Annotated in this window: 19 protein-coding genes; 7 read left to right on the forward strand and 12 right to left on the reverse strand. The window is 54.6% G+C overall.

What is annotated here, in order from left to right:
* Positions 1 to 53: 53 nt before the first annotated feature.
* The gene (locus RO22_RS09025) at positions 54 to 959 is read left to right on the forward strand and encodes a LysR substrate-binding domain-containing protein (protein ID WP_027960140.1); all 906 of its coding nucleotides are present in this window, start codon (positions 54 to 56) and stop codon (positions 957 to 959) included.
* 35 nt (positions 960 to 994) lie between these two features.
* Here the strand turns inward: RO22_RS09025 and RO22_RS09030 are convergent, their stop codons facing one another.
* Together RO22_RS09030 and RO22_RS09035 are read right to left on the reverse strand one after the other, a co-directional pair.
* Complete coding sequence (locus tag RO22_RS09030) at positions 995 to 1840, reverse strand: DNA/RNA non-specific endonuclease (RefSeq protein ID WP_041158163.1); 846 nt, start codon at positions 1838 to 1840, stop codon at positions 995 to 997.
* A 105-nt stretch (positions 1841 to 1945) separates the two neighbouring features.
* Positions 1946 to 2221, reverse strand: a complete 276-nt coding sequence (locus RO22_RS09035; RefSeq protein ID WP_008958975.1) for an Lrp/AsnC family transcriptional regulator — start codon at positions 2219 to 2221, stop codon at positions 1946 to 1948.
* A 348-nt stretch (positions 2222 to 2569) separates the two neighbouring features.
* Between RO22_RS09035 and RO22_RS09040 the strand changes: the two genes are divergently transcribed.
* Complete coding sequence (locus RO22_RS09040; protein WP_022522716.1) at positions 2570 to 2884, forward strand: high-potential iron-sulfur protein; 315 nt, start codon at positions 2570 to 2572, stop codon at positions 2882 to 2884.
* 80 nt (positions 2885 to 2964) lie between these two features.
* Here the strand turns inward: RO22_RS09040 and RO22_RS09045 are convergent, their stop codons facing one another.
* The 5 genes from RO22_RS09045 to RO22_RS09065 all read right to left on the reverse strand — a co-directional run bounded on the left by RO22_RS09045 (position 2965) and on the right by RO22_RS09065 (position 11493).
* On the reverse strand, positions 2965 to 4533 hold the full coding sequence (locus tag RO22_RS09045; RefSeq protein WP_009287656.1) for a SpoVR family protein: 1569 nt from the start codon (positions 4531 to 4533) through the stop codon (positions 2965 to 2967).
* Positions 4534 to 4577: 44 nt separating this feature from the next.
* The gene (locus RO22_RS09050) at positions 4578 to 5864 is read right to left on the reverse strand and encodes a YeaH/YhbH family protein (protein WP_009287655.1); all 1287 of its coding nucleotides are present in this window, start codon (positions 5862 to 5864) and stop codon (positions 4578 to 4580) included.
* Positions 5865 to 5902: 38 nt separating this feature from the next.
* The gene (locus tag RO22_RS09055) at positions 5903 to 7825 is read right to left on the reverse strand and encodes a PrkA family serine protein kinase (protein ID WP_009287654.1); all 1923 of its coding nucleotides are present in this window, start codon (positions 7823 to 7825) and stop codon (positions 5903 to 5905) included.
* A gap of 293 nt (positions 7826 to 8118) precedes the next feature.
* Positions 8119 to 9165, reverse strand: a complete 1047-nt coding sequence (locus tag RO22_RS09060; RefSeq protein ID WP_009287653.1) for a threonine aldolase family protein — start codon at positions 9163 to 9165, stop codon at positions 8119 to 8121.
* Positions 9166 to 9471: 306 nt separating this feature from the next.
* Positions 9472 to 11493, reverse strand: coding sequence for an NADPH-dependent 2,4-dienoyl-CoA reductase (locus tag RO22_RS09065; protein ID WP_039859679.1), 2022 nt, complete (start codon positions 11491 to 11493; stop codon positions 9472 to 9474).
* Positions 11494 to 11673: 180 nt separating this feature from the next.
* Here RO22_RS09065 and RO22_RS09070 point away from each other — a divergent pair, with 180 nt between their 5' ends.
* Complete coding sequence (locus RO22_RS09070) at positions 11674 to 12588, forward strand: DMT family transporter (protein WP_009287651.1); 915 nt, start codon at positions 11674 to 11676, stop codon at positions 12586 to 12588.
* Positions 12589 to 12630: 42 nt separating this feature from the next.
* On the forward strand, positions 12631 to 14199 hold the full coding sequence (locus tag RO22_RS09075; RefSeq protein ID WP_041158164.1) for a bifunctional GNAT family N-acetyltransferase/carbon-nitrogen hydrolase family protein: 1569 nt from the start codon (positions 12631 to 12633) through the stop codon (positions 14197 to 14199).
* Positions 14200 to 14359: 160 nt separating this feature from the next.
* Here the strand turns inward: RO22_RS09075 and RO22_RS09080 are convergent, their stop codons facing one another.
* The 4 genes from RO22_RS09080 to RO22_RS09095 form a co-directional block, all read right to left on the reverse strand.
* Positions 14360 to 14659, reverse strand: a complete 300-nt coding sequence (locus tag RO22_RS09080) for an MGMT family protein (RefSeq protein ID WP_022522712.1) — start codon at positions 14657 to 14659, stop codon at positions 14360 to 14362.
* Between the two features lie 41 nt (positions 14660 to 14700).
* A complete protein-coding gene (locus RO22_RS09085) occupies positions 14701 to 15309 on the reverse strand; it encodes an FMN-dependent NADH-azoreductase (protein ID WP_041158165.1) in 609 nt (202 codons plus the stop codon).
* Positions 15310 to 15511: 202 nt separating this feature from the next.
* Positions 15512 to 16960 (reverse strand): alanine/glycine:cation symporter family protein, encoded by a 1449-nt coding sequence (locus RO22_RS09090; RefSeq protein WP_022522710.1) that lies wholly within the window; start codon positions 16958 to 16960, stop codon positions 15512 to 15514.
* Between the two features lie 104 nt (positions 16961 to 17064).
* Entirely contained in the window at positions 17065 to 17928 is an 864-nt protein-coding gene (locus RO22_RS09095) for a LysR substrate-binding domain-containing protein (protein ID WP_022522709.1), read from the reverse strand.
* Positions 17929 to 18065: 137 nt separating this feature from the next.
* Here RO22_RS09095 and RO22_RS09100 point away from each other — a divergent pair, with 137 nt between their 5' ends.
* From RO22_RS09100 to RO22_RS09110, 3 genes are all read left to right on the forward strand, one after another.
* Positions 18066 to 19247, forward strand: coding sequence for a TauD/TfdA family dioxygenase (locus RO22_RS09100; protein WP_022522708.1), 1182 nt, complete (start codon positions 18066 to 18068; stop codon positions 19245 to 19247).
* Between the two features lie 64 nt (positions 19248 to 19311).
* Positions 19312 to 20250, forward strand: coding sequence for an ABC transporter substrate-binding protein (locus tag RO22_RS09105; RefSeq protein ID WP_041158166.1), 939 nt, complete (start codon positions 19312 to 19314; stop codon positions 20248 to 20250).
* Positions 20251 to 20347: 97 nt separating this feature from the next.
* Positions 20348 to 21052, forward strand: coding sequence for a TVP38/TMEM64 family protein (locus RO22_RS09110; RefSeq protein ID WP_022522707.1), 705 nt, complete (start codon positions 20348 to 20350; stop codon positions 21050 to 21052).
* Here RO22_RS09110 and RO22_RS09115 read toward each other — a convergent pair.
* A complete protein-coding gene (locus RO22_RS09115) occupies positions 21034 to 23280 on the reverse strand; it encodes a glycosyltransferase (RefSeq protein WP_041158167.1) in 2247 nt (748 codons plus the stop codon). The two genes, RO22_RS09110 and RO22_RS09115, sit on opposite strands and share 19 nt — an antisense overlap.
* Positions 23281 to 23348: the final 68 nt, after the last annotated feature.

Here is a 23348-nt window from a genome sequence, read left to right on the forward strand (position 1 = left end):
GCTCGGCAGTGGTATGCTTGAAATCACTGACTCCCTGTTTTAAGGCTTGATCCATGCGTGATGCTTTACCGCCGCTATCTTGCCTGCGCGCCTTTGAGGTTGCCGCACGATACTGTAGCTTCACGCAAGCTGGAAACGAGCTAAATCTCTCGCAAAGCGCGATTAGTCGGCAAATCAAACGTCTTGAGCATGACCTAGGGCGCCTACTTTTCGAGCGTCATCATGAAGGACTGCGACTCACCCCAACCGGAGAGCACTACTTTCGAGTCGTGCAACGCCTTCTTCGCGATTTAGGCGATGAAACTGCCCGTCTCAGGCGACGTGGAGACGACAGACAATTAACCCTCGCCTCAAGCCCGACCATTGCGTCGATCTGGCTGGCGCGCCAATTGCCCGACTTTCAGCGCGCGTACCCTAACATCGAAATTCGCATCTTGACGGTAGAAGACCCACATCGCCTTGACCTGGCGGAGTTCGACCTGGGTATTTATTACCATGTGCCCAATGAAGTTGATCCACCGGGCCTTGTAGCTGACGCCATTTTTGAACATGAAAGGGTAGCAGCCGTTTGTAGCCCCATTTACCTGGAACGCCATGGCAATAGCATTGAGCCTGCGCATCTGCTGGTGAATCACACACTTATGGTGGTGGAAGATCATTACCACGACTGGCTAAGCTGGGAAATATGGTTCCGTGAACTAGGCCTGAAATGGCAGCCTCCCCTGCATACGCTGCGCGCCAACAGCTTCCAACTGCTGATGAATGCTACGTTGGCCGGCCAGGGAGTGACCCTAGGCTGGATGCGGCTTTTAGATGCCGAGCTTCGACAAGGCAACCTTGTTCAAGCACTGCCACTCACCATACCCAGCCGAGGAAAACTATCGCTTTTGACGCCACAGCACCGACACCTGACAGAGCCCATGCGCGCCTTCCGCCATTGGGTGCTGGATACAAGCTAAACCCCAGGCATGCCAGCCACTAAGTACTTAAACGGCTATTGATACCGCCCCGGGCGCCTTGCCACTTCGTCAAGTGCCCACCCCTGTGTACGTAATTCTCCTTCCAATACAGACTCTACTTCCGTTGCTAACTCTGGAAAGAAGTTAAGCCCTGTGCGTGCCTCAATCTCATCAATGGTCACCAAATAGTCATCCAGCGGCTCATTGCCCTGAACGTCTTGTGGCATGATAAACGCCAACGCTAATGGTGCCTCGTTGTGCGGCGCTACTATGATCTTGTAAAAAGCCGAAGGCACTTCGACCAACCCTACCCGGTTGAACACGTTATCCATAAAGTGTTCTGGGTAAATGGGGCCGGTAATCACCTGCAACCGGTCAAAGCGCGGCGCAAAGTGATCCATCACTGCTTCTTCTAACCGCTGCCAGAGCTGCCGATTCAGGTTGGGCCGTTGCGGGGACATATTGCTCATTAGGAAGGTATCGACCTGAGCGCTGCGCCCATGCACCGCTGCAATGGCGTAGTTTGGCGCTAAATGGCCCCGGTCGTAACCGCTACCGGCGTAGCTGTCGGTGCCTATCGGCCATAGCGTGCGCCAATCGGCTTGAAAATTTGGCCTTGGGCCGATGCTCGAGTCGTCTACTGCTTCAACCTGATAACTTACCCATAGCGGATTGACCCGCACATCGGACCAGCCTACCAAGTAGCCATCATTGCGCAGCACTCGGTGCATCGTAGTGGGGCGAAACTCCTCCCACGTTGGCACCCCCATCCAGGTGTAAGCATCTTTATGCTGGCGCTCCTGAAACTCCCACAGCCCTGTGCCAACTACCACAAAAAGCACAGCAATGCCCAGGCGTCGCCCCTGTCGACGCCAGCTCAAAAGCGATGTTCCCAACAGACTTTCCCCTTGTTAAATGCTTACATTAGCGCTTTTTCATTTTCACTGCGTTCGTGAACGCTTTGCGTGTAACCAAATAATAAAGGGCTACCAACCCAAAGAGAACATGGTTTCAAGATCGTGGCGGGAGTGAACCTGCATGGCATTCAGGGTTTCTGTATCGCTGATACCTTCTACGGCGTTCAGGCGCTCAGTCACCAATTCAGCCAAGCTTTCAAAATCACGGGTGCGAGCAATGGCCACTAAGTCGTAGCGGCCGCAGGTGGAGTACACCTCGCTAATGCCCTCTACATCGGCCAAGCGCTCGGCCACGGCCTTGACCTGGCCTTTATCGGTATTGATTAAAATGACTGCGTTTTGCATGGCGCGCCCCTTAAGAGAAAATGGTCATAAAAGTAGTGTCAAAGCTGGGCAGAGTATAGCAGCGACGAGGAAGCGAGCGCAGCACCCGGCGACAGCGTGACCAATTGTCGCTATTCCAGCAGCACTATTCGCACAACCCTTATACATCCGCTAGCATGTAGTTTAAGAATAGGGTTGAAAACGGCTGGCCTAAATTGTAGTAGGTTGAAAAAAATAGTAGGTCGAAAATACAACTGATTGAAAGATGTAGCAGAGAGCTCCGGCTTATAAGACTACGCGGAGCACAAAGAGGTGGATAACCACCCAACAACGTGACCAAACGTCAGACCGTGACGATAAGGAGAAATCATGGCTAATAAGAGCCGTCGTGACTTTATGCGCAACAGCATGTTGGGTCTTGCAGCCCTTCCACTGGGAGCTGGCATTCTTTCTAAAACTGCTTTCGCCCAAGAGCTGCCGCGTCTTGATCCTTCCGCAAGCAACGCCCAAGCGCTTAACTATGTAGAAGACGCCAGTGAGGCCAGCGATCATCCCGCTTATGAAGAGGGCGAACGCTGCGATAACTGCATGTTCTTTAATGCAGACACTGAGGGTTGCCAGCTATTTCCAGAGAATAGCGTAGCACCCGCTGGCTGGTGCCAATCCTGGACTGCTCAGGCTTAAGCATTTAAAACTTGATAGTCGTATAAGCACCTCTACCCCGCCATTTGAGCGGGGTAGTTTTGTTTTAGTCACACTAGCAACTAAGAAGCCGGGCTTTCATCCTCTACCGGCCAATGAAAACGCCGCGTTACCCGTCCCTCTTCCAAAGAGACAAGATGAACAGGGAAGCCCCATAGCTGCTGTAGATGGCGAATCACCGGATAAACACTGCGGCCTAATGGGCGGCGACTATCCTGCACGTGATGGAGTGTTAGCGAGCGATCCCCACGAATAGCCGCTTCAACCACTTGAATATTGGGTTCGCGGACAGAGAGCGCGTACTGAGTGGCAAGCGCTTCCCGAACCTGGCGGTAGCCCTGTTCGTTATGAATCGCTGCGACTTCAAGGGTCTCCACCTGATCGTCATCCACCACCAAAAACAGTTTATGGTCACGCATCACCTTCGGTGATAAAAACTGCTGAATAAACGACTCATCCTTGAAGTTGCGCATCGCAAACTCCAGCGTTTCCCGCCACGGAGTGCCTGCAATATCAGGGAACCACTCGCGATCCTCATCGGTGGGTGCGTCGCAGATCCGCTTAATATCCATAAAGATTGCGAAGCCAAGAGCATAGGGGTTAATCCCACTGAAGTGAGGATTATCAAACGCTGGCTGGTTAATGACCGCCGCGTGAGACTGCAGAAACTCCAGCATTAATCCCTCATCGACATTGCCATCGTCGTAGAGCCGGTTCATCAGCGTGTAGTGCCAAAAGCACGCCCAGCCCTCATTCATTACCTGGGTCTGCCGCTGAGGATAAAAATACTGCGCCAACTTGCGCACAATCCGCACGATTTCACGCTGCCAGGGCGCCAGCAGCGGCGCATTTTTTTCAATAAAGTAGAGCAGGTTCTCTTGAGGTTCCGGAGGATAGTGGCCGCCGCTGTGCAAGCCCAATGGGTCATCGTCAGCATGCAGGCCCCCCGTTGACAGCGGTGAATCGCTGATAGGTGCCTCAGGAATGGTACGCCAGAGCATATTCACCTGGGTTTGCAGGTAGCTTTCACGCTCCTCCTGGCGCTTCGCTTCTTCCTCGGCAGAGATCGGCGAGGGCCGCTTGTAACGGTCGACCCCATAGTTTTGTAGCGCATGGCAAGCATCCAGTAACTGCTCAACGGCCTGCACGCCGTGGCGTTCTTCACACTTGGCGATATATTTACGCGCAAACACCAGGTAATCAACAATTGAAGAGGCATCGGTCCAGGTGCGAAACAGGTAGTTCCCCTTAAAAAAGGAGTTGTGGCCGTAGCAGGCGTGAGCCATCACCAACACCTGCATCATCAGCGTATTCTCCTCCATTAAATAAGCGATGCAGGGGTCGGAATTGATCACCAGTTCATAGGCTAAGCCCATCTGGCCACGCTTGTACGCCTGCTCGACGGCTAGAAACTGCTTGCCGAACGACCAGTGGTGATAGCCCACCGGCATGCCTACACTCGCATAGGCATCCATCATCTGCTCGGTAGTGATGACTTCTATCTGATTAGGATAGGTATCTAGCCGATACTCATCAGCGAGCCTGGCCAGCTCCGCATCAAAACGCTCCAGTACACTGAAGTTCCAATCGGAGCCGGTGGCAATCGGCTTACGCTTGCGGGTCGCACTCATAGCCCCCTCCTCTACACGCGGTCACTAACCTGTATACAAGGTCACTAGGACTGGCTTAAGCGGCGCTTAAACAGTTCACGAAAGACCGGATAAATATCGCCCGCCTCCACAATTTGGCGCATGGCAAAGCGCTCGGGGAACTCTTTCACCACACTTTCGTACTCATGCCACAGTGACTGATGGTCATGGGGCGTGATCTCAACGTAGGCGTAGTATTGCAGCTGCGGCATCAACTGTTTGACCAGTAAGTCGCGGCAAATATTCGAGTCATCATCCCAGTTATCACCATCGGACGCCTGGGCCACATACAGATTCCATTGGCCAACGGGATAGCGCTTTTCGATGATTTTATTCACCAGGTTCAGCGCACTGGAAACAATCGTACCGCCGGTTTCCCGCGAGTAGAAAAACTCCTCTTCACTGACTTCCCGAGCAGCCGTATGGTGGCGCACAAAAACCAACTCGACCTTCTCGTAGTGCTTCTCCAAGAACAGATAGAGCAGCAGGAAAAACCGCTTGGCGATGTCTTTGTGGTTTTGGGTCATCGAGCCGGAGACATCCATAACGCAAAACATCACCGCTTGATTGGAAGGCTGAGGCTGTGCGCTTAGTTGGTGGTAGCGCAGGTCGTAGGTGTCAATAAACGGTACGCCCGCGATGCGCTTCTCCAGACGCTCAATTTCGGCTTTCAGCTCGGCAATGCGGGTGGGATTACGCAGCACCGTGTCCTTGCGTTCTTCGGCCTCCAGGGCATCAATCGCCTCTCTTAACGCCCGTTTAATCGGCGCGCGCATAGCAATGCGCCGAGCATAGGCTTCGCGCATAGAGCGGGTAATGCTAATCCGCGACGGCACACCGTCCCGGGAGAGCCCCGCCCGCACCATTTTGACCTCTTCAAGCGATTTCAACGGTTTGCGCTGCAAATGGGGCAGCTCTAAACCGTCAAAAACAAACTCCAAAAACTCTTCGCGGCTCAGCGTAAAAGCGAACTCATCGACGCCTTCACCCTGATTAGAGGGGCCGCCCTCGCCTGCGCCACCACCGCCCCCCTGCCCACTGGGGCGGCGGATTTTATCACCGGCGACAAACTCTTTATTACCGGGTGAAACGATATTACGCGCCCCACCCGGACCATGCTGGAAGACCGGCTCGGAGATATCCTTTGCCGGTATCGAAACGTTCTCACCACGCTCCATATCCGTAATCGAGCGGCGGTTAACGGCCTCTTCAACCGAGCGCTTGATATGCTTACGGTAGCGCTCCAAAAAGCGCTGCCGGTTCACCGCGCTTTTATGTTTCGCGTTCGGCCTTCGATCAATAAAGTAGGTCATACGACCTCCTTAAACGCTCATCTTAAGCACACCATCCATTACTGGGACTTGCGCACGCGCAGATACCACTCGGATAGCAACCGCACCTGTTTTTCGGTGTAGCCGCGATCGACCATCCGCGCCACAAAGTCTTCGTGCTTTTTCTGATCCGAGCGAGAAGCCTTGGCATTGAACGAAATCACCGGCAACAGCTCTTCGGTATTGGCGAACATTTTGTGCTCGATAACGCCCTTGAGCTTTTCATAGGACTGCCAGCTCGGGTTCATACCGTTGTTTTGCGCCCGCGCCCGCAGCACAAAATTGACCACCTCGTGGCGGAAGTCTTTAGGATTCGAGATACCCGCGGGTTTTTCGATTTTCTCCAGCTCTTCGTTGAGCGCCTGGCGGTCTAGTAACTCGCCGGTTTCGTGGTCGCGGTATTCCTGATCCTGAATCCAGAAATCTGCGTAGGTCACATAGCGGTCAAAGATATTCTGGCCATACTCGCTGTAGGATTCGAGGTAAGCGGTCTGGATCTCCTTACCAATAAAGTCCACGTAACGAGGCGCCATATACTCTTTGATAAAGCCCAAGTAGCGCTCAAACACTTCCGATGGCAGTTGCTCGCGCTCCAACGCCTGCTCAAGCACATAAAGTAAATGGACTGGGTTAGCAGCCACCTCGGTGCTGTCGAAGTTAAATACCTTAGAGAGAATCTTGAACGCAAAGCGAGTGGAGAGACCCTGCATACCCTCGTCAACGCCTGCGGCGTCGCGGTACTCCTGAATCGACTTGGCGCGAGGGTCGGTGTCTTTCAGATTTTCACCGTCGTAAACGCGCATTTTCGAGTAAATATTGGAGTTTTCCGGCGCTTTTAGCCGTGACAGTACCGAGAACTGGGCCAACATGCGCAGCGTGTCCGGTGCGCAGGGCGCGGCGTTAAGCGAAGAGTCTTCGAGTAGTTTTTGATAGATCTTGATCTCTTCGGTAACCCGCAAACAATAAGGCACCTTGACGATATAAACCCGATCAAGGAACGCTTCGTTATTGCGATTATTGCGAAACGCCTGCCACTCCGACTCGTTGGAGTGGGCCAGAATTACACCATCAAAAGGTATCGCCCCCATGCCTTCGGTGGGGTTGTAGTTACCCTCTTGCGTCGCGGTAAGCAGTGGATGCAGCACCTTGATCGGCGCTTTGAACATCTCCACAAACTCCATCAGCCCCTGGTTAGCACGGCATAAACCGCCAGAGAAGCTGTAGGCATCCGGATCATCCTGGGAGTAAAGCTCCAATTGGCGAATATCGACTTTACCCACCAGCGACGAGATATCCTGGTTGTTCTCATCCCCCGGCTCGGTTTTGGAAATAGCGATCTGGTTAAGCCGTGATGGGTACAAACGCACTACCCGGAACTGGGAGATATCGCCGCCGTACTCATTTAGCCGTTTTGCCGCCCAGGGCGACATTACGCTGCGCAAATAGCGCTGTGGGATACCGTACTCTTTCTCGAGCAGTTCGCCGTCCTCTTCGGGTGAGAACAAGCCAAGCGGCGACTCGTAGACCGGCGAGCCTTTAATGGCATAGAACGGAATCCGCTCCATCAGCAGCTTAAGACGCTCTGCCAGCGACGACTTACCGCCGCCCACAGGGCCAAGCAGATAGAGAATCTGTTTGCGCTCTTCAAGCCCTTGAGCCGCATGGCGGAAGTAGGAGACGATTTGCTCAATGGCCTCCTCCATACCGTGAAACTCGGCAAAGGCTGGATAGCGACGAATCACTTTATTGGAAAAAATACGTGATAGACGCGGGTCTTTCGCCGTGTCGATCACTTCAGGCTCGCCTACGGCTTCCAGCATGCGCTCGGCGGCGCTGGCATAAACCTTCGGATCACGGCGACAAAGCGCCAGATACTCCTCCAGGCTCATGTCCTCTTGCTGAACGCGGGAAAAACGGTCTTGAACGTGATCAAAGATGCTCATGAAACTCTCCTGTGGCCCATCCCCAGGCAGTCACCGTCAAGCCAAATGTTTCGCAACGGCGTGCCAAACGAGGTGTCGCTTTTTTAGCGTAGTCAGCATTAGCAAAAAGTGATGACTAAAACCTTCAACGCAGCAGCGATATAGATAAGAGAATTATTCAGACGAATAGTTGCGTTAGTCCAAGCATCTCAAATAAACGCAAAGCGCTAAAGCAGTGATGTCGCTGCTTTAGGCAGCGACATCACTAGGTCAAAAGCGCCCAACAGCGGCAAAAAAGAGAGTAACTGACGGCTTTAACGCTCAAGTACCGCGCGAATATCGGCCAATAGACCATCCAGCAATTCAACGGTGGTGTTCCACGCACATACAAAACGCGCGCCACCTGCGCCAATAAAGGTATAGAAGGTCCAGCCTTTAGCTTTCAACGCTTCAATAGCGTGGGGCGGCAATTCAACGAACACGCTATTGGCTTGGGTAGGGAACATGAGCGATACGCCGGGTAGCGCTTGCAGCCCTTCCGATAGGTAGCGCGCCATCTCGTTGGCGTGCTGTGCGTTGGTTAACCAGGCACCACTTTCTAGTAGCCCTAACCACGGCGCTGAGACAAAGCGCATCTTGGAAGCCAACTGCCCTGCCTGCTTGCAGCGGTAGGAAAAATCTTCGGCTAATTCACGGTTAAAGAACAGAATCGCTTCGCCAAACGCTAAGCCGTTTTTGGTACCCGAAAAACACAGCGCATCCACTCCCACCTGCCAGGTAATTTCTGCGGGAGTGGCATTTAGACTGGCGCAAGCGTTGGCAAAGCGGGCGCCGTCCATGTGCAAGCGCAAGTCATGTTTATCGGCAATGGCACGAATCGCCATGAGCTCTTCCCGGGAGTAGAGCGTGCCCACTTCGGTGGCTTGCGTGAGCGATACCACTTTAGGTTTTGGGTAGTGAATATCGCTGCGCTTGGTGACCAGCGCCTCAATGCCTTCCGGCGTTAGCTTGCCATTGGCACCCGGAGAGGTCAGCAGCTTCGCTCCGTTAGAGAAGAACTCTGGACCGCCGCACTCGTCGGTTTCGATATGCGCCAGCTCGTGGCAAATAACGCTGTGGTAGCTGCGTCCCATTGCAGAGAGTGCCAGGGAGTTAGCGGCGGTGCCGTTGAAAACGAAGAAGACATCGCAGTCGTAGTCAAACATCTCGCGAAAGCGATCCGCGGCACGGGCTGTCCAGAGATCGTTACCGTAGGCCAAGTCATCGCAACGATTGGCTTCTAGTAGATATTCCATCGCCTCCGGGCAGATACCGGAGGTGTTATCACTGGCTAAAAAACGCGGGCTACACTCCGAGGTCATGACGACAGTCCTTTTATCTGGCGATCGAACGGCGCGAGCTGGGTGCCACTCGCGCCTTTAATATCTAGCTATTCTTAATAACTAGATTAGTCATTTAGTCTATCGCCATTTATGGGCTAACGTCACCCGCTCAACTCACCTACACAGAACTATCTCGGGACACGTCGGTGGCCGAGGGCAGGTTTCCGCGAGGGCGCTGTGAATCCGTCCATGGACGCTACTTTCGCCATCCATGGCGAAAGACCCTCGCTTCAACCTACCCTCGAACATGGTGAATGGGGATTTATGAAATTTACTCTATCCAGCCTATAGGCTAGCGGCCAATCGAGTGCCCTGCTCAATTGCCCGCTTGGCATCCAGTTCGCTAGCTTCATCCGCGCCGCCGATTATATGTACCACCGCCCGTGCGCGTTCCAACGGCGCCAGTAGATCGCGCACTGACTCCTGCCCGGCGCACACCACAATGCTATCCACGGCAAGTACTTGGTCAACGCCATCGCGGCGAATATGCAGCCCCTCGTCGTCGATTTTGAGGTATTCGCAGCCGGTGAGAGTTTTCACTCCCCGCTGCTTAAGCGATGCGCGGTGAACCCAACCGGTGGTTTTCCCCAGATACTTGCCAGGCTTGGAAGTTTTACGCTGGAGCATGACAATTTCGCGGGGAACCACTGGAGCCGTCGGCGCTTTTAAACCGCCCCGCTCGCCGACTGCCAAATCAACGCCCCACTCGTCGCACCAGTCGGCAATGTCCAAGGCTGGGTGGCCTTGGTGGGCCAGCAGTTCGGACACATCAAAACCAATACCTCCCGCGCCAATCACCGCTACTTTACGCCCAACACGCTCGGGAGATTCAATCGCTTCGGCGTAGCTCAACACCTTGCCGTGGTCGTGACCTGGAAGATTGAGTTCCCGGGGCTTAACGCCGGTGGCCATGACCACCTCATCGAAAGCGGCGAGGGTTTCTGCGCTTGCCGTAGTGTTTAGACGTACTTCTACCGCATATTTCTCCAGCATCACCCGGTAGTAGCGCAGGGTTTCATTAAACTCCTCTTTGCCGGGGATCTTACGCGCGTAGTTAAACTGCCCGCCTAGCTCACTGCGCTGTTCGAACAGCACCACGCTGTGTCCGCGGCTAGCGGCTGTCACGGCCGTTGCCAGACCCGCGGGCCCACCGCCCACCACGGCGACGCGTTTAGGGGTTTGCGCGGGCTCTATCACCAGTTCGGTTTCATGACAGGCACGGGGGTTGACCAAACAGGAGGTCAGCTTTCCGGCAAAGGTGTGATCCAGGCAGGCCTGGTTACAGGCGATACAGGTATTGATCTCTTCAGCCAAGCCCTCTTCGGCTTTGCGTATCCAGGCGGGATCTGCCAGGAAAGGCCGCGCCATGGAGACCATATCCGCGTGGCCCGCCGCCAGTACGCGCTCGGCTACCTCAGGCATATTGATACGGTTGGTGGTAATCAACGGAATCGATAGTGCTGATTTGATCCGCCGGGTCACCTCGGTAAAGGCAGCGCGGGGCACGCTGGTCACAATGGTGGGCACCCGCGCTTCGTGCCAACCGATACCGGTGTTGATCACGTTCGCCCCGGCGGCTTCGATCGCCTGGCCCAGCGTGACGACCTCTTCCCAGGTGCTGCCCTCTTCGACCAAATCAATCATCGAGAGGCGGAAGATAATCACAAATCGTTCACCCACCGCTTCGCGAACACGGCGCACGATCTCAACGGCAAAATGCATCCGGTTTTCAAACGCCCCGCCCCACTCATCGTCACGCTGGTTGGTACGCTGACAGATAAACTGATTGATCAGATAACCTTCTGACCCCATGATCTCAACGCCATCGTAGCCCGCCTGTTTGGCTAAGCTTGCGCAGCGAACGTAGTCAGCAATTTGTTGCTCAACCTCATCGCTAGAAAGTGCTCTAGGCATAAAGGGATTGATCGGCGCCTGGATAGCCGAAGGTGCTACCAAATCCGGCGAGTAGGCGTAGCGCCCGGCATGAAGAATCTGCATGCACAGATGACCGCCCTCAGCATGCACCGCGTCTGCCACCTGGCGGTGTTCTGGCAACTGCGCCTCATCAACGAGCGCGTGGGCGCCCTGGAATACGGCGCCTTCCGCATTAGGGGCAATACCGCCGGTGACGATCAGGCTAACCCCCTCCCGCGCACGCTCGGCATAAAATGCCGCTAAGCGTTCAAAGCCATTGGGCGCCTCTTCCAAATTGGTATGCATAGAGCCCATCAAAACGCGGTTGGGCAGCGTCAAATGGCCAATGGTCAGCGGGCGGAAAAGGTGCGGATAGGCGGGCGCACGGGTCATCACGGTACTCCTTGGTATTATTAGTAACAGTGTTAAAACGCATTCAAACAAGCGTATGACATACTCGCCGCAACGTACAGACCTTTACCTATCTGAATATTGCCAGGTTTGCCGTTCTCCCCCTTGCCCAGTGTGCAAATTCGCGTCACATTACCCGGCTAACGATAAGGAACCGTTGCTATGCCCTTGATGTATTTTTTGCCGCCACTCGCCACCGTGCTTATCTGGTCGGGCAATATGACCATTAATCAGCTTAGCGTAGGCGCCATCGCGCCAAGCAGTATCGCTTTTTTACGCTGGCTGCTTGCCCTTGCGGTGATGACCCCGTTTGTACTCCCTGCAGCGTTACGCCACCGCGACGAAATTCGCCGCCAGTGGCCTAAGCTAGCGCTGCTTGGACTACTCGGCATGGGCCTATGGCAAGGGCTGGCCTATGTGGCGGCAGAAACGACGACCGCTACCAACATGGGGATTCTCGCCGCCATGGTGCCGTTGTTAACGGTACTGCTGAGCGCGCTGATTCTTCGCGAGCCGCCGACCCTGGGCGGCATTGTGGGCGGCGTGCTGGCCTTCGTGGGGGTTACCGTTCTGCTAGGGCGTGGTAATCCGCTCTCGCTGCTACAGCTAGAGGTTGCCCTTGGTGATGCGCTGATGGTGGTAGCAGCCACTTGCTACGCGCTATATGGGGTGATGCTCAAACGCTGGTCGATGAATTTACCGCCCTGGGTCATGCTTTACGCCCAGGTCTGTTTTGCGGTGCTGTTCTTGTTACCGCCTTATTTGATGGGGCCAATGACACCTATTGATAGTCAGAATATCGGCCTGATTGTCTACGCGGGCATTCCTGCCTCGATCATCACCACCTTTTTGTGGATGCGCGCGGTTCGCCAGATCGGTGCCAATCAATCGAGTATTTTCATCAACCTAATGCCACTGTTTAGCGCACTGATTGCGATGGCCTTCTTGGGTGAACAAGTGGCAGGGTTCCACTTTACCGGTGGGCTGCTGATACTGGCGGGTGTCATTATGGCGCAAACGCTGACACGCCCGTTAGCACGTGGTTTAACCTCGGATAAGCCGAGCAGCGCCCGATAATGCTAGAATGGCCGTCGATTTCTAACGCTGGGAAGCCCTGATATGTCCCTGGAAGAACTGCATCTTAATCTGCGCAACCTAATGAGCGATGACTACGATCAGCTCAAGGCATTGATGGACGCCGTCTATCGCGATATCGGCGGAGCATGGCCAAAGCGCACCATTGACAAATTAATTCAGGAATTCCCCGACGGCCAAATCGCGATTGAAGACGATGGCCTTCTGGTGGGCGTAGCACTCACCGTTCAGGTGGATTACGACGAATTTTCCAACCCGCATAAGTACGATGACCTGATTGGCCATCGCGAGATCATCCTCAATGACGAGAATGGCGACGCCATGTACGGGCTGGATGTGCTGATTCACCCAGATTACCGCGGTTATCGCCTGGGCCGCCGCCTTTATGAAGCGCGTAAAGAGCTATGTCGCTCAATGAACCTACGGGCGATTTTAGCCGGTGGGCGTATTCCTGAGTATCACCAGCACGCCGATGAACTCACGCCTGCCCAATACATTGATAAAGTCTCGCGCAAAGAGATCTACGACCCGATTCTGTCTTTCCAGCAGGCCAACGATTTTCAGGTAAAGCGCCTACTGCGCAAATACCTGCCTGAAGATGAGCAGTCGCGCGGTTACGCCACCCTATTGGAGTGGAACAACATTTTGTTTGAGCCCGCTGCCAGTGTGCTCGACAACAAACCGACCCAAGTACGGGTGGGTGCGGTGCAGTGGCAGATGCGTGAGTTTTCATCGGTGGAAGCCGCGCTTCAGCAGATCGAGTACTTCGTAGACGCGCTCTCCGACTATCAAAGTGACTTTGCCGTTTTCCCAGAGTTGTTCAACGCGCCGTTGATGGGCCTCCAAGACCGCGCCGCCCAGCAGGATCAAATGGGCGCGATTCGCTTTTTGGCCGGCTTCACCGAGCGTTTTAAGTCTGAACTGTCACGTATGGCGGTCTCCTACAATATCAATATTGTCGGCGGCTCGATGATTGAAGTAGGTGACGATGACCGACTCTACAATATCGCCTACCTCTTCCACCGTGACGGCACCGTTGAGCGCCAGGCCAAGCTGCATATTACACCTCAAGAGCGTCGCGACTGGGTGATCGAGGGCGGCGATGAGCTACAGGTGTTCGATACCGACGCTGGCCGCGTGGGCATACTGATCTGCTACGACGTGGAGTTTCCGGAACTGGGCCGACTGCTGGCCGACCAGGATATGGACATTCTGTTTGTGCCCTTCTGGACCGACACCAAAAACGGTTACCTGCGCGTGCGCCATTGCAGTCAAGCGCGGGCGATCGAAAATGAGTGCTACGTGGTGCTCTGCGGCAGCGTCGGCAACCTGCCTTCGATTGAAAACTTGGATATCCAGTACGCCCAATCAGCGGTGTTCTCGCCGTCTGACTTCGCGTTCCCCCACGATGCGGTACTGGCGGAAACTACTCCCAATACCGAGATGATCTTCTTCTCGGACTTGGACCTCACTCGCCTAACGGTAGTACGTGCCGAAGGTTCGGTGACCAACCTTAAAGACCGCCGCAAGGATCTGTTTGACCTACGCTGGCGCGACTGGTCGTGGAAATCAGGTGCCAATCTGGAGGATTGAGGGGTTAAATGTGGGGAAAAGTGAGGCGTTAAATGTGAGGGGTGAGGTGTAAAGCACATTACCAAGACCCGCCACAGAGTCGCATTTATCAAAGGCATTCGTAAATACGATAACGCCGCCCAATTTGGGCGGCGCTGTTGTTTTAAAAGTGCCTTAAAGCTTAATCAGGCCAGACTAGGTGAGCGGGTACGCGGCCTTTGGCATCAAACAGAACACCCTCGTCACGCAATTTGCGATGCTGGCGTTCTGCACCGCCGTGATCGGCAAGCTTCAAAGACGATGCGATCACGCGATGCCAAGGCAACTGGTGGCCATCCGGCAGGTGACGCATCGCCGAACCTACCATGCGCGGCGTCGCGCCTTCGGTCATGGCGGCAATGCGGCCATAGGTCGTCACCCGGCCCGGCGGAATTTGATCGACAATAGTGTAAATCTGTTCGAGTAATTCCGGCCGAGCCATGTGACTATCCTTTTATTTCTTGAGGGCGCTTCTGAATGTGCTTAAAGCCCCTCAACCAGTTGATCGATCGCTTGGAAAGCTTCTTTTATTGCAGCTTCGCGCTGCTGCTCACCCAAATTCAGCCCTTCAGCATAGACCACGTCAACCTCTTTAATTCCCATCAGCCCCAGCATGGCTTTCAGGTGTGGTGTTTGGCTGTCAAATTCCGTACCCGCGTACTGACCACCCCGCGCTGCCAGAATAATCGCTCGCTTGCCTTCTACCAACCCTTGCGGGCCGTTTTCGGTATAGCGGAACGTTTCACCTGCACGCAGAACACGGTCAAACCACGCCTTCAGCTGTGAAGGAATACCCAGGTTGTACATCGGTACCGCAATGACCAGCACATCATTGGTGCGCAGCTCAGTCAGCAGTTCGTCCGAGCGCGCGGCTAACGCCTGCTGCTCAGCGGTACGCTCTGCGGCCGCCACCTGCCAAGCCCCCAGTTCGCTAATATCCAGGTGAGGGAGCGAGGTTTTCACCACGTCACGCTGAGTAACGTTTACATCGTTGCGGGTGCTCGCCTGCTCGATAAAGCGATTAGCCAACGCAATGGATTGGCCGTTTTCAGCCAGAATAGAAGAGGTAATTACCAGGGCACGAGTCGTCATTGAAAGCTCCAAAATGTACAGGGAAGGATTGGAAGCTATTCTACGGCGCTTTCTAATAAGCAAAAGCGCAACGTTTTCCGACTTATATTCGATTAAATCGAATCATGCGACGGCCAATAAAATAAAAAGCCCCGCGACGCAAAATGCGAAGCGGGGCACAGCCAGTGGATTAAATGACTATAGCTCGTTTTCTTAAGCTTGATTACTTCTTGGGCCAGGCCTTGGGATCGACTTTATTAACCAGCTTGGGAAAAAGGCTGGGATCAAACACAGGCTCTTTGCCCGCTTTCAACTGCGCTTCGTAGTCGCGGAAGAGTGCGAAAGCTACTGGCGAGAGAAGCAGAATAGCGACCAGGTTAATAATAGCCATCATACCCATAGAGAGGTCGGCGAAGTTCCAAATCGCCCCCAGGCTTGCCACCGAGCCAATCATAATCATCGCCAGCACCGCTAAGCGGTAAATAAACACGGCAACCGGGGCGCGGCGCCCGGCCAGATACTCAATGTTGGACTCGCCGTAGGAGTAGTTGGCAATCACCGAGGTAAACGCAAACAGCAGAATCGCCACCGCGATAAACATACCGCCCCAATCGCCCACATGGCTGGAAAGCGCCATTTGGGTCAACTGAATGCCGTTGTTCTCATCGCCCGCCATCAGCTCCGGCCCCGCCATAATGATGATGGCCGCCGTGGCCGTACAGATCACTAGGGTATCCAGAAACACCCCGAGCATCTGAATAAAGCCCTGGGCAGCAGGATGATCTGGCCGCGTAGAGGCCGTGGCCGCGGCATTGGGCGCTGAGCCCATCCCCGCTTCATTGGAAAACAGCCCGCGCTGAATGCCGTTCATAATCGCCTGGGATACCGCGTAGCCTACTGCCCCACCGGCCGCCTGCTCAAAGCCAAATGCACTGCGCACAATGGTCATGATCGCTGCAGGCAAGTCACTGATATTCAACCCGACTACCACCAGCGCCAGAATTAAGTAGAGCAGCGCCATGAGCGGAACCACCAGTTCAGCCACCTTGGCAATCGACTTCAAACCGCCGAAGATGATCGGCGCCACAACAGCCATCAAAACTAACCCCATGGCCCAGGTGGGAATGGCGAACGCCTGTTCCATGGCCTGGGCGATAGAGTTGGCCTGAACGCTGTTGAACGCTAACCCAAAGGCAATGATCAAACAGATAGAGAACAGCACAGCCAGCCAGCGCAAGCCCAAACCACGCTCAATATAACGCGCAGGGCCGCCGCGGAAGGTGTTGTCGCCGTGGTCTGTTTTGTACGCCTGAGCCAGGGTGGACTCCACAAAACTGGTCGCCATCCCAACCATTGCGGTCATCCACATCCAGAAAATGGCCCCAGGGCCACCAAAATAAATAGCCACCGCGACACCCGCCAGGTTACCGGTACCGACTCGGGCCGCCAGACTGGTTGAGAGCGCTTGAAACGAAGAGATACCGCCGTTTGATTGTCGGGAGCTGCCCAGCAGCTTAAACATATGGCCGAAATAGCGCAGCTGAATACCGCGTGTCATCACAGTAAAATAGAGACCCGCGCCAATCAGCAGATAAATCAGCACGCTGCCCCAGAGCAAGCCGTTGCCGCGATCCACCAGCGATGTCAGCAACGGAGGGAGAGTAAAGTCCATGAAGATCACGCCTTTTTAAACAATGAAAGCGCATCATTTTTCACGGCTGCACCAAAATGGCAAGGAAATTGGTGAAAAGACTTTAAAACAGCAATAACCACTTATCACATTGAATCGCAAAGCCCCCGCCATACCAGCTCGGATTCGTCGCTAACGTGGCGCCGGCTAGGGCGAACCAACCAGAAGCGCTCATCGCTGGGCACACTGAGCTCAAAAGGCGCCACCAAATCGCTACGCTGCTCCATTAAGCGTCGGTGAGTTAACGCAACGCCACCGCCCTGGCTAGCAAGCGCCAGTGTCATCACCTGGTTATCGCAAGTGAGCGACCAGCACTGCGCTTCCAGGTGAGCAACCCCCGCTTCCTGCAGCCACCCCGGCCACCCCACGCCAAAACCGACAGCGTGCAGCAGCGTATGCCCAGCCAGATCGCTCGGCGCAGTAAGCGTGTCCGCTAACGCCTGCGAGCAAACGGGCAGCAGTTGCTCTTCGCCTAGCGGCTGCATTTCAACGCCCGTCCACTCCCCTTTGCCATAGCGAATCTCGATATCCGCCCCTTCGGGGCCAAAGTCATCGGGCCAGATAGCACTTACTACACGAATCGACACCTGGGGATGAGCCCGGTGGAAGGCAATTAAACGCGGCGCCAGCCACGACTGCTGAATAACCGGCGTGGCACGCAGCGTCACTGGCTGCTCAGAGGTGCTGCCAAAGACCTCCAGGGTGCCCTCACTAATACGCACAAACGCATCGTGAATGCTCGGCAGCCACGCCTGCCCAGCGGGGGTAAGCGTTAAGCTGCGTGCATGACGAACAAAGAGCTTTTGCCCCACCCGGTCTTCCAGCAGCCTGACGCGCTGGCTGATGGCCGCTTGGGTAACCCCCAGCTCATTGCCTGCAGCGGTAAAGCTTAAGGTACGCGCCGCAGATTCAAAGGCTTGTAGCCATAACAATGGCGGTAATTGGCTCATGAAAAAGAGACCTATAAATTAAATGATGTCTTAGGGGTCAGATTAATCGTTTGTCACTGCTGCGGCTACTCCGCATCCTGGTTGGCACAAACGCACACCCCTACGTAATGCCACAGAGGGAGCGAATCGGAGTTTTAATGAACAGCACAGCAGAGACCACCTTAACGCCCCCCCATGCAAACACCCCTGAGATGGGCGAATTAAGTCCTTATCAAGCGGGCCCGGTACTCACTCAAGCGACGCTTGCCCACAATGGCATTGCCCTTGAGTGGCTAGATGGTCAAAAAACTACTCTGCCCCTGCTCTGGCTGCGCGACCACTGCGCCTGCCCGGCCTGCCGGCATCCGCAGACCCGGGAAAGGCTCTACCTGCCGCTTGAACCCATCACTGAGCCACCCAGCGTTGCTCTGCTAGATGGGCACTTACACCTGCAATGGCAAGATGGTCATGTCAGTGCCTTTCATAGCGGCTGGCTTTACCAGCGCCGCCCGGAAGCCGAGCTGACTTCTGCGGTACCCAACGCTAAGCCTTGGGTCGATAACTTCACTCCCGAGCACATCAGCCATAGCGATTTTTTAACCCCTCTAGGCGAGAAAGCCTGGCTAACCGCCATGCTACGCGACGGGCTGGCACTGATTACCGACGGCCCATTGGTAGAAGAGGAAGTAAGCCGCTTAGCTGAACGTATTGGCCCCCTGCGCGCCACCAACTTTGGCGCCCGCTTTGATGTGCGCTCCAAACCCAATCCCAACAACGCGGCTTATACCGCGGTAGGGTTGCCATTGCATATCGATTTACCCAACTGGCGCCAACCGCCAGACATTCAGTTGCTCTACTGCCTGCAAAACGGTGCCAGCGGCGGCGAATCGTTATTTGCTGATGGCGCTCGGGTCGTAGAAGCTCTGCGCCAGGAGTCTCCAGAAGCGCTGACGATTCTTAGCGAAACACCGATTGATTTTCGCTTTCAGGATGAAACCCACGATATTTCAATGCGGGCACCGGTGATCACTCTGGATAGCGCAGGCAATCTGGTTGAGATGCGCCTGAATAACTGGATTCGCGATGCCCTTCACCTACCAGTAGAGCAGATGGACGCCTGGTACAGCGCCTACGCTCTATTGTGGAAGCTGTTCCACAGCGAAGCGCACCAGCTAGAGTTCACCCTTCGCCCTGGTCAAATGGTCGCTTTTGATAATCGTCGCGTACTCCACGGACGGCGCGAGTTCGATCCCAACAGCGGCGCACGCCATTTACAGGGCACCTATTTAGACCGCGACATGCTGGCTTCACGCCTCCGCGTGCTGGCCCGTAACGTTTAGCGGTATTCAATAATCACTGTTTAACAACAACACCTATCAGACAAAAACCTAGCAAGGAGATCCTATGACACACCTCAAGCCTCTCGCCTCAGGCATTGCCCTCGCCACTACCGCGCTATTTGCCTCGGCGGCTCACGCCGACGACCAAACCCTCGATTTCGGTGTGCCCGCCTGGCCCGGCATTACAGTAAAAACGGCTATCGCCGAACAGCTATTAAACCCACTCGGCTACGAAACCAGCACCCAGGAAATCGGCCTACAGGTGATTTACCAGGGTATCGAAAGCGGCGATATCGACGCCTTTCTAGGGGCTTGGCTGCCCGCCCAGCGTGAGATGTTCAATCCCCGCAAGGAGTCGGGTGTACTGATTGACGTGGCGAATAACGTCGATGGTGCGCAAATGACCCTGGCGGTGCCGGAATATCTGTATGAGAGTGGCATTCAGAGCTTTGCTGATCTAGACGAAAATCGCGAGCAGTTCGAGGGTGAAATCTATGGCTTCGGCGCAGGCTCTGCTGCCAGTGAGATTCTTCACAACGCCATTGACAACGACACCTGGGGGTTAGGTGACTGGCAGGTAGTCGATACCAGTGAAGTGGGCATGCTTTCCGCTGCACGTGACGCCATCTCCCGTGAGGAACCGATTGTCTGGGTAGGCTGGACGCCCCACTGGATGAACCTTGAGCTGCCCATGCGCTACCTGGAAGATCCTGAAGACCTGTTCGGTGAGAACAACGGTGAAAGCGATGTGTTGACGCTGCTGCGCAGTGGCTACGCTGAAGCCACCCCTAACGTAGTGACCTTCTTTGAGCAGTTTACCTTTTCGGCTGAAGAGCAGAGCTGGATGATTCAGGCGTTTGGCCAGGAAGAGCAGGATCTTACCGACGTCGCCGAACAGTGGATCAACGACCACCCAGAACGCATTGAAGCAATGTTGGCAGACGTCACCACCACTGACGGCGACCCCGCTTGGCCGGTCATTGAAGCCCAGCTCAACAACTAATAAACCGCTGATTAACAACTGCACTTAATGGAAAAGCGCCTTCATCCCATTGGACGGCTAGCGTATGCTAGCGCTTTTTTAGCCGATGGGAGTGGGCATGTCGCGGACATTGGGCAAGGGCGTAGGCCTGCTGGTAATCGTCGTGCTGCTGGGCGTCATGTGGCAGGTACTGCAGCGCTACGACCTACTCACCCAGGCGCGCCTTAGCGAGTTTATCGCTTACATTCGCCAGTGGCGTACCGCGCCCTGGATGTTTGCTGCGGTAATGGCCACTTATGCCAGCGCCTTGCTGGTGATGTTTCCACTTAGCCTACTGGTGGTGGTGACTGGCTTACTGTTTGGCCCGATATGGGGGCTGGTGTACGCCACGCTAGGCACATTGACCTCCTCGATTGTGTCTTACTGGGTAGGCCACTGGTTAGGCCGTGAGGCGCTTATGCGTTATGGCGGGCGTCATCTGCGTGGCCTATCGGGTTACTTATCCAAGCGCGGCATTCGCACCATGACGGTGATTAACCTGCTGCCACTCGCCCCGTTCACGCTCACCAATATGCTGGCGGGCGCTTTTCACCTTAAGTTTCGCGACTATATGATCGGCTCCACCCTGGGCATCGTACCGGGGCTGGCAGCGGTGATCTTATTGGGCAGCCAGCTAGGCGCACTGTTCACCGCTGCCTCGACCAAAGAAATCATCTTAGCGGCTGTCGGGCTAGCGGCTGGCGTTAGCTTGTTAATAGGCCTTAAACGCTATGCTAACCGCCGCCAAGCGGCAAAAAAACAGCCTCACCGCGAAGGCGAGTGATATTTGGCCAGCACTTCGGCGTAAAAGCCCGCCACCGCTGAGGCAAAGTTGGCAATATCAAACTCCTCAGCAAAGTGGCTGGCCTGCTTACCCAACTCCCGGCGTCGCTCAGCGTTATCTTTTAACTCAACCACCCTTTGCCCCCAGGCCTGACGATTTTGCGGTGTTTTGAACCCATTGACCCCTTGGCGCACCACATCATCGATACCGCTTGAGCGCACCGCCACGACCGGCAACCCCGCCGACATTGCTTCAAGAATCACCATACCCTGGGTTTCTGAGGTCGAAGCAAACACAAATATATCGCCAAGATGGTAATAAAGCGCCATGCGCTCAGGCGGTACCGCTCCGACCAGGGTGACCTGCGAGGTCAGTTTCAAAGTATCAATTTGGTTTTGAATCGCCTCCCGGTCTGGCCCATCACCAATCAGTAGCAGATGAAGATCATCATGCCCCTGTGACTGAAGCTCGGCGAGGGCTTCCAGCATAAAGCCAATGTTTTTCTCCTTACTAATCCGCGAGACGCTAATCAATATTTTACTTGCAGGGTCGATAGTTAATTGCTCGCGCAGCGCTTCCAACTCACTCTCCTCAACGTGAGAAAAGCGTGCCACATCTATGCCTGTGGGCTGCACCAGCGAGGGAGTCTTCACTCCAATCATGCGCAGATACTCCTCGGCGGAATAAGTCGGCACAATCACTCCTTGGCAGCGATTAGAGAAGCGCTTGATCAGGGTATGGGAAATCAAATTACGAAACAGCGCACCGGGCAACGGCACGAAATGGGCGTAGTGCTCCAGGCGGGTGTGATAGGTGTAGATCACTGGCACCTTGAGCCGACGCCCCATAAACAGGCCCATGGAACCGAGCCAAAAGGGATGATGAACATGAATAACATCCGGCTTAAACCCACGCAGGCAACGACGAAAACGCGCACTGAACGGATTGGTTAACCGGAACTCGCCCTTCTGCCCAAATGCCATTAGCGTGGGGATGCGTTTTATTGAGCTGTCGTCCTGCCACGTTTCTCGGTAGCGCGGCACTAACAGTTGGATGGTGTGGCCTAGATCACATAAGCCATTGCGCAGGCGATCCACCGAGACCGATACCCCCGATACAAAAGGAAAGTAGTTATTAGAGATCATCGCTACGCGCAGAGATTTACCCAGGAAAGGCGTTGGGTCGATATCAAAATCAGGATAGTAGTCGCGATCTTCGAAAATTAGCCGATATAAGCGCAGTGCGAGCAGAGTCAACATACCCACAATCAGCAAAAACCGCGTATAGCTAACGTAGAAAAATGCATACACCGTGGAAGCCACACTACTCACCATCCGCCACCAGCCAGGGCTATCCACATTTAACCGCACCGGCGCAATAGCGACATTCTCACCCTCTACATTGACGATGACGTAGTGGTGAAAGCTGCTATCGGCATCGATGAGGATGCCTCCCGCGCCTCCGGTGGTCACGTAATCCACGCCATTAATCGTCTGCTGGGAAAAGAGCGTTAAGTTGGCGGAAAATACGGTGTCAACGTCATGCTCCTCTGCCAGCGCCATAATGCCATCGGCTAAGCGAGAATCATTGAGATAATTGTCCGCTTCAAACAGCGGCGCGTCGCGCACTACGTTGTGCAGCGGCAAACCAACAAATAGAAACCGATGCTGTGTTTCTGAGGCCGTAAGCTCACGCTCCAACCAATCAAGCTGCCAGGAGGTAGAGGACTTGCCGGTACCGTCAAGAAAGATAAAGTGGCTATTGCCCGCTACAAACGAGTAAAAGTGCGGCCCAAAATATTCGTAAAACAGATAGCTACCGAAATCACTATCTTCATTTTCACCGTAGGTGAGTAAGTAAGGGACATTGAGCTGCTCCAGACTCTGATAAATCGCCTGGTAGCTCTCCTGCTGCCCACTATTGACGGCATTCCCAGCGGAAATCAGGAAATCGATGCCGCTCTGATTGATGAGCGGCACAATCTCCTTTTGAAACACGCTCACCGAGTTATTGATATTGCCCACCACCGCAAAGCGATAGTCGGTTCGCTCCTTCAACACCTCGCGAATATTCGCCACTTCAAGGGTATGCACCGACTCAAATTTGGGTTCTGCTACATACAACCAAATTTGGTGAGCAATTAGCCCAGTCACCAGAGCAAGATTAAGAAAAAAGAACAGCCGCAACCTGCGCTGTCGGGAAAGGCGAAGAAAGGAGCGTCGTGGCATTTAAAAGCGCTTTTTCAAAGATAATATGAGGTTATTAACCACTATACAGCAACGCTGAGTCGAGGTGG

This window comes from Halomonas sp. KHS3, from assembly GCF_000830495.1.
Classification (GTDB): domain Bacteria; phylum Pseudomonadota; class Gammaproteobacteria; order Pseudomonadales; family Halomonadaceae; genus Vreelandella; species Vreelandella titanicae.

Bases quoted from the DNA above. Each gene is read 5' to 3' on its own strand.
- RO22_RS09035 (WP_008958975.1), bottom strand. From the start codon at position 2,221: ATGCAAAACGCAGTCATTTTAATCAATACCGATAAAGGCCAGGTCAAG.
- RO22_RS09055 (WP_009287654.1), bottom strand. From the start codon at position 7,825: ATGAGCATCTTTGATCACGTTCAAGACCGTTTTTCCCGCGTTCAGCAA.
- RO22_RS09070 (WP_009287651.1), top strand. From the start codon at position 11,674: ATGCCCTTGATGTATTTTTTGCCGCCACTCGCCACCGTGCTTATCTGG.
- RO22_RS09105 (WP_041158166.1), top strand. From the start codon at position 19,312: ATGACACACCTCAAGCCTCTCGCCTCAGGCATTGCCCTCGCCACTACC.
- RO22_RS09065 (WP_039859679.1), bottom strand. From the start codon at position 11,493: ATGACCCGTGCGCCCGCCTATCCGCACCTTTTCCGCCCGCTGACCATT.
- RO22_RS09075 (WP_041158164.1), top strand. From the start codon at position 12,631: ATGTCCCTGGAAGAACTGCATCTTAATCTGCGCAACCTAATGAGCGAT.
- RO22_RS09045 (WP_009287656.1), bottom strand. From the start codon at position 4,533: ATGAGTGCGACCCGCAAGCGTAAGCCGATTGCCACCGGCTCCGATTGG.
- RO22_RS09050 (WP_009287655.1), bottom strand. From the start codon at position 5,864: ATGACCTACTTTATTGATCGAAGGCCGAACGCGAAACATAAAAGCGCG.
- RO22_RS09040 (WP_022522716.1), top strand. From the start codon at position 2,570: ATGGCTAATAAGAGCCGTCGTGACTTTATGCGCAACAGCATGTTGGGT.
- RO22_RS09090 (WP_022522710.1), bottom strand. From the start codon at position 16,960: ATGGACTTTACTCTCCCTCCGTTGCTGACATCGCTGGTGGATCGCGGC.
- RO22_RS09085 (WP_041158165.1), bottom strand. From the start codon at position 15,309: ATGACGACTCGTGCCCTGGTAATTACCTCTTCTATTCTGGCTGAAAAC.
- RO22_RS09110 (WP_022522707.1), top strand. From the start codon at position 20,348: ATGTCGCGGACATTGGGCAAGGGCGTAGGCCTGCTGGTAATCGTCGTG.
- RO22_RS09095 (WP_022522709.1), bottom strand. From the start codon at position 17,928: ATGAGCCAATTACCGCCATTGTTATGGCTACAAGCCTTTGAATCTGCG.
- RO22_RS09060 (WP_009287653.1), bottom strand. From the start codon at position 9,165: ATGACCTCGGAGTGTAGCCCGCGTTTTTTAGCCAGTGATAACACCTCC.
- RO22_RS09025 (WP_027960140.1), top strand. From the start codon at position 54: ATGCGTGATGCTTTACCGCCGCTATCTTGCCTGCGCGCCTTTGAGGTT.
- RO22_RS09100 (WP_022522708.1), top strand. From the start codon at position 18,066: ATGAACAGCACAGCAGAGACCACCTTAACGCCCCCCCATGCAAACACC.
- RO22_RS09115 (WP_041158167.1), bottom strand. From the start codon at position 23,280: ATGCCACGACGCTCCTTTCTTCGCCTTTCCCGACAGCGCAGGTTGCGG.
- RO22_RS09080 (WP_022522712.1), bottom strand. From the start codon at position 14,659: ATGGCTCGGCCGGAATTACTCGAACAGATTTACACTATTGTCGATCAA.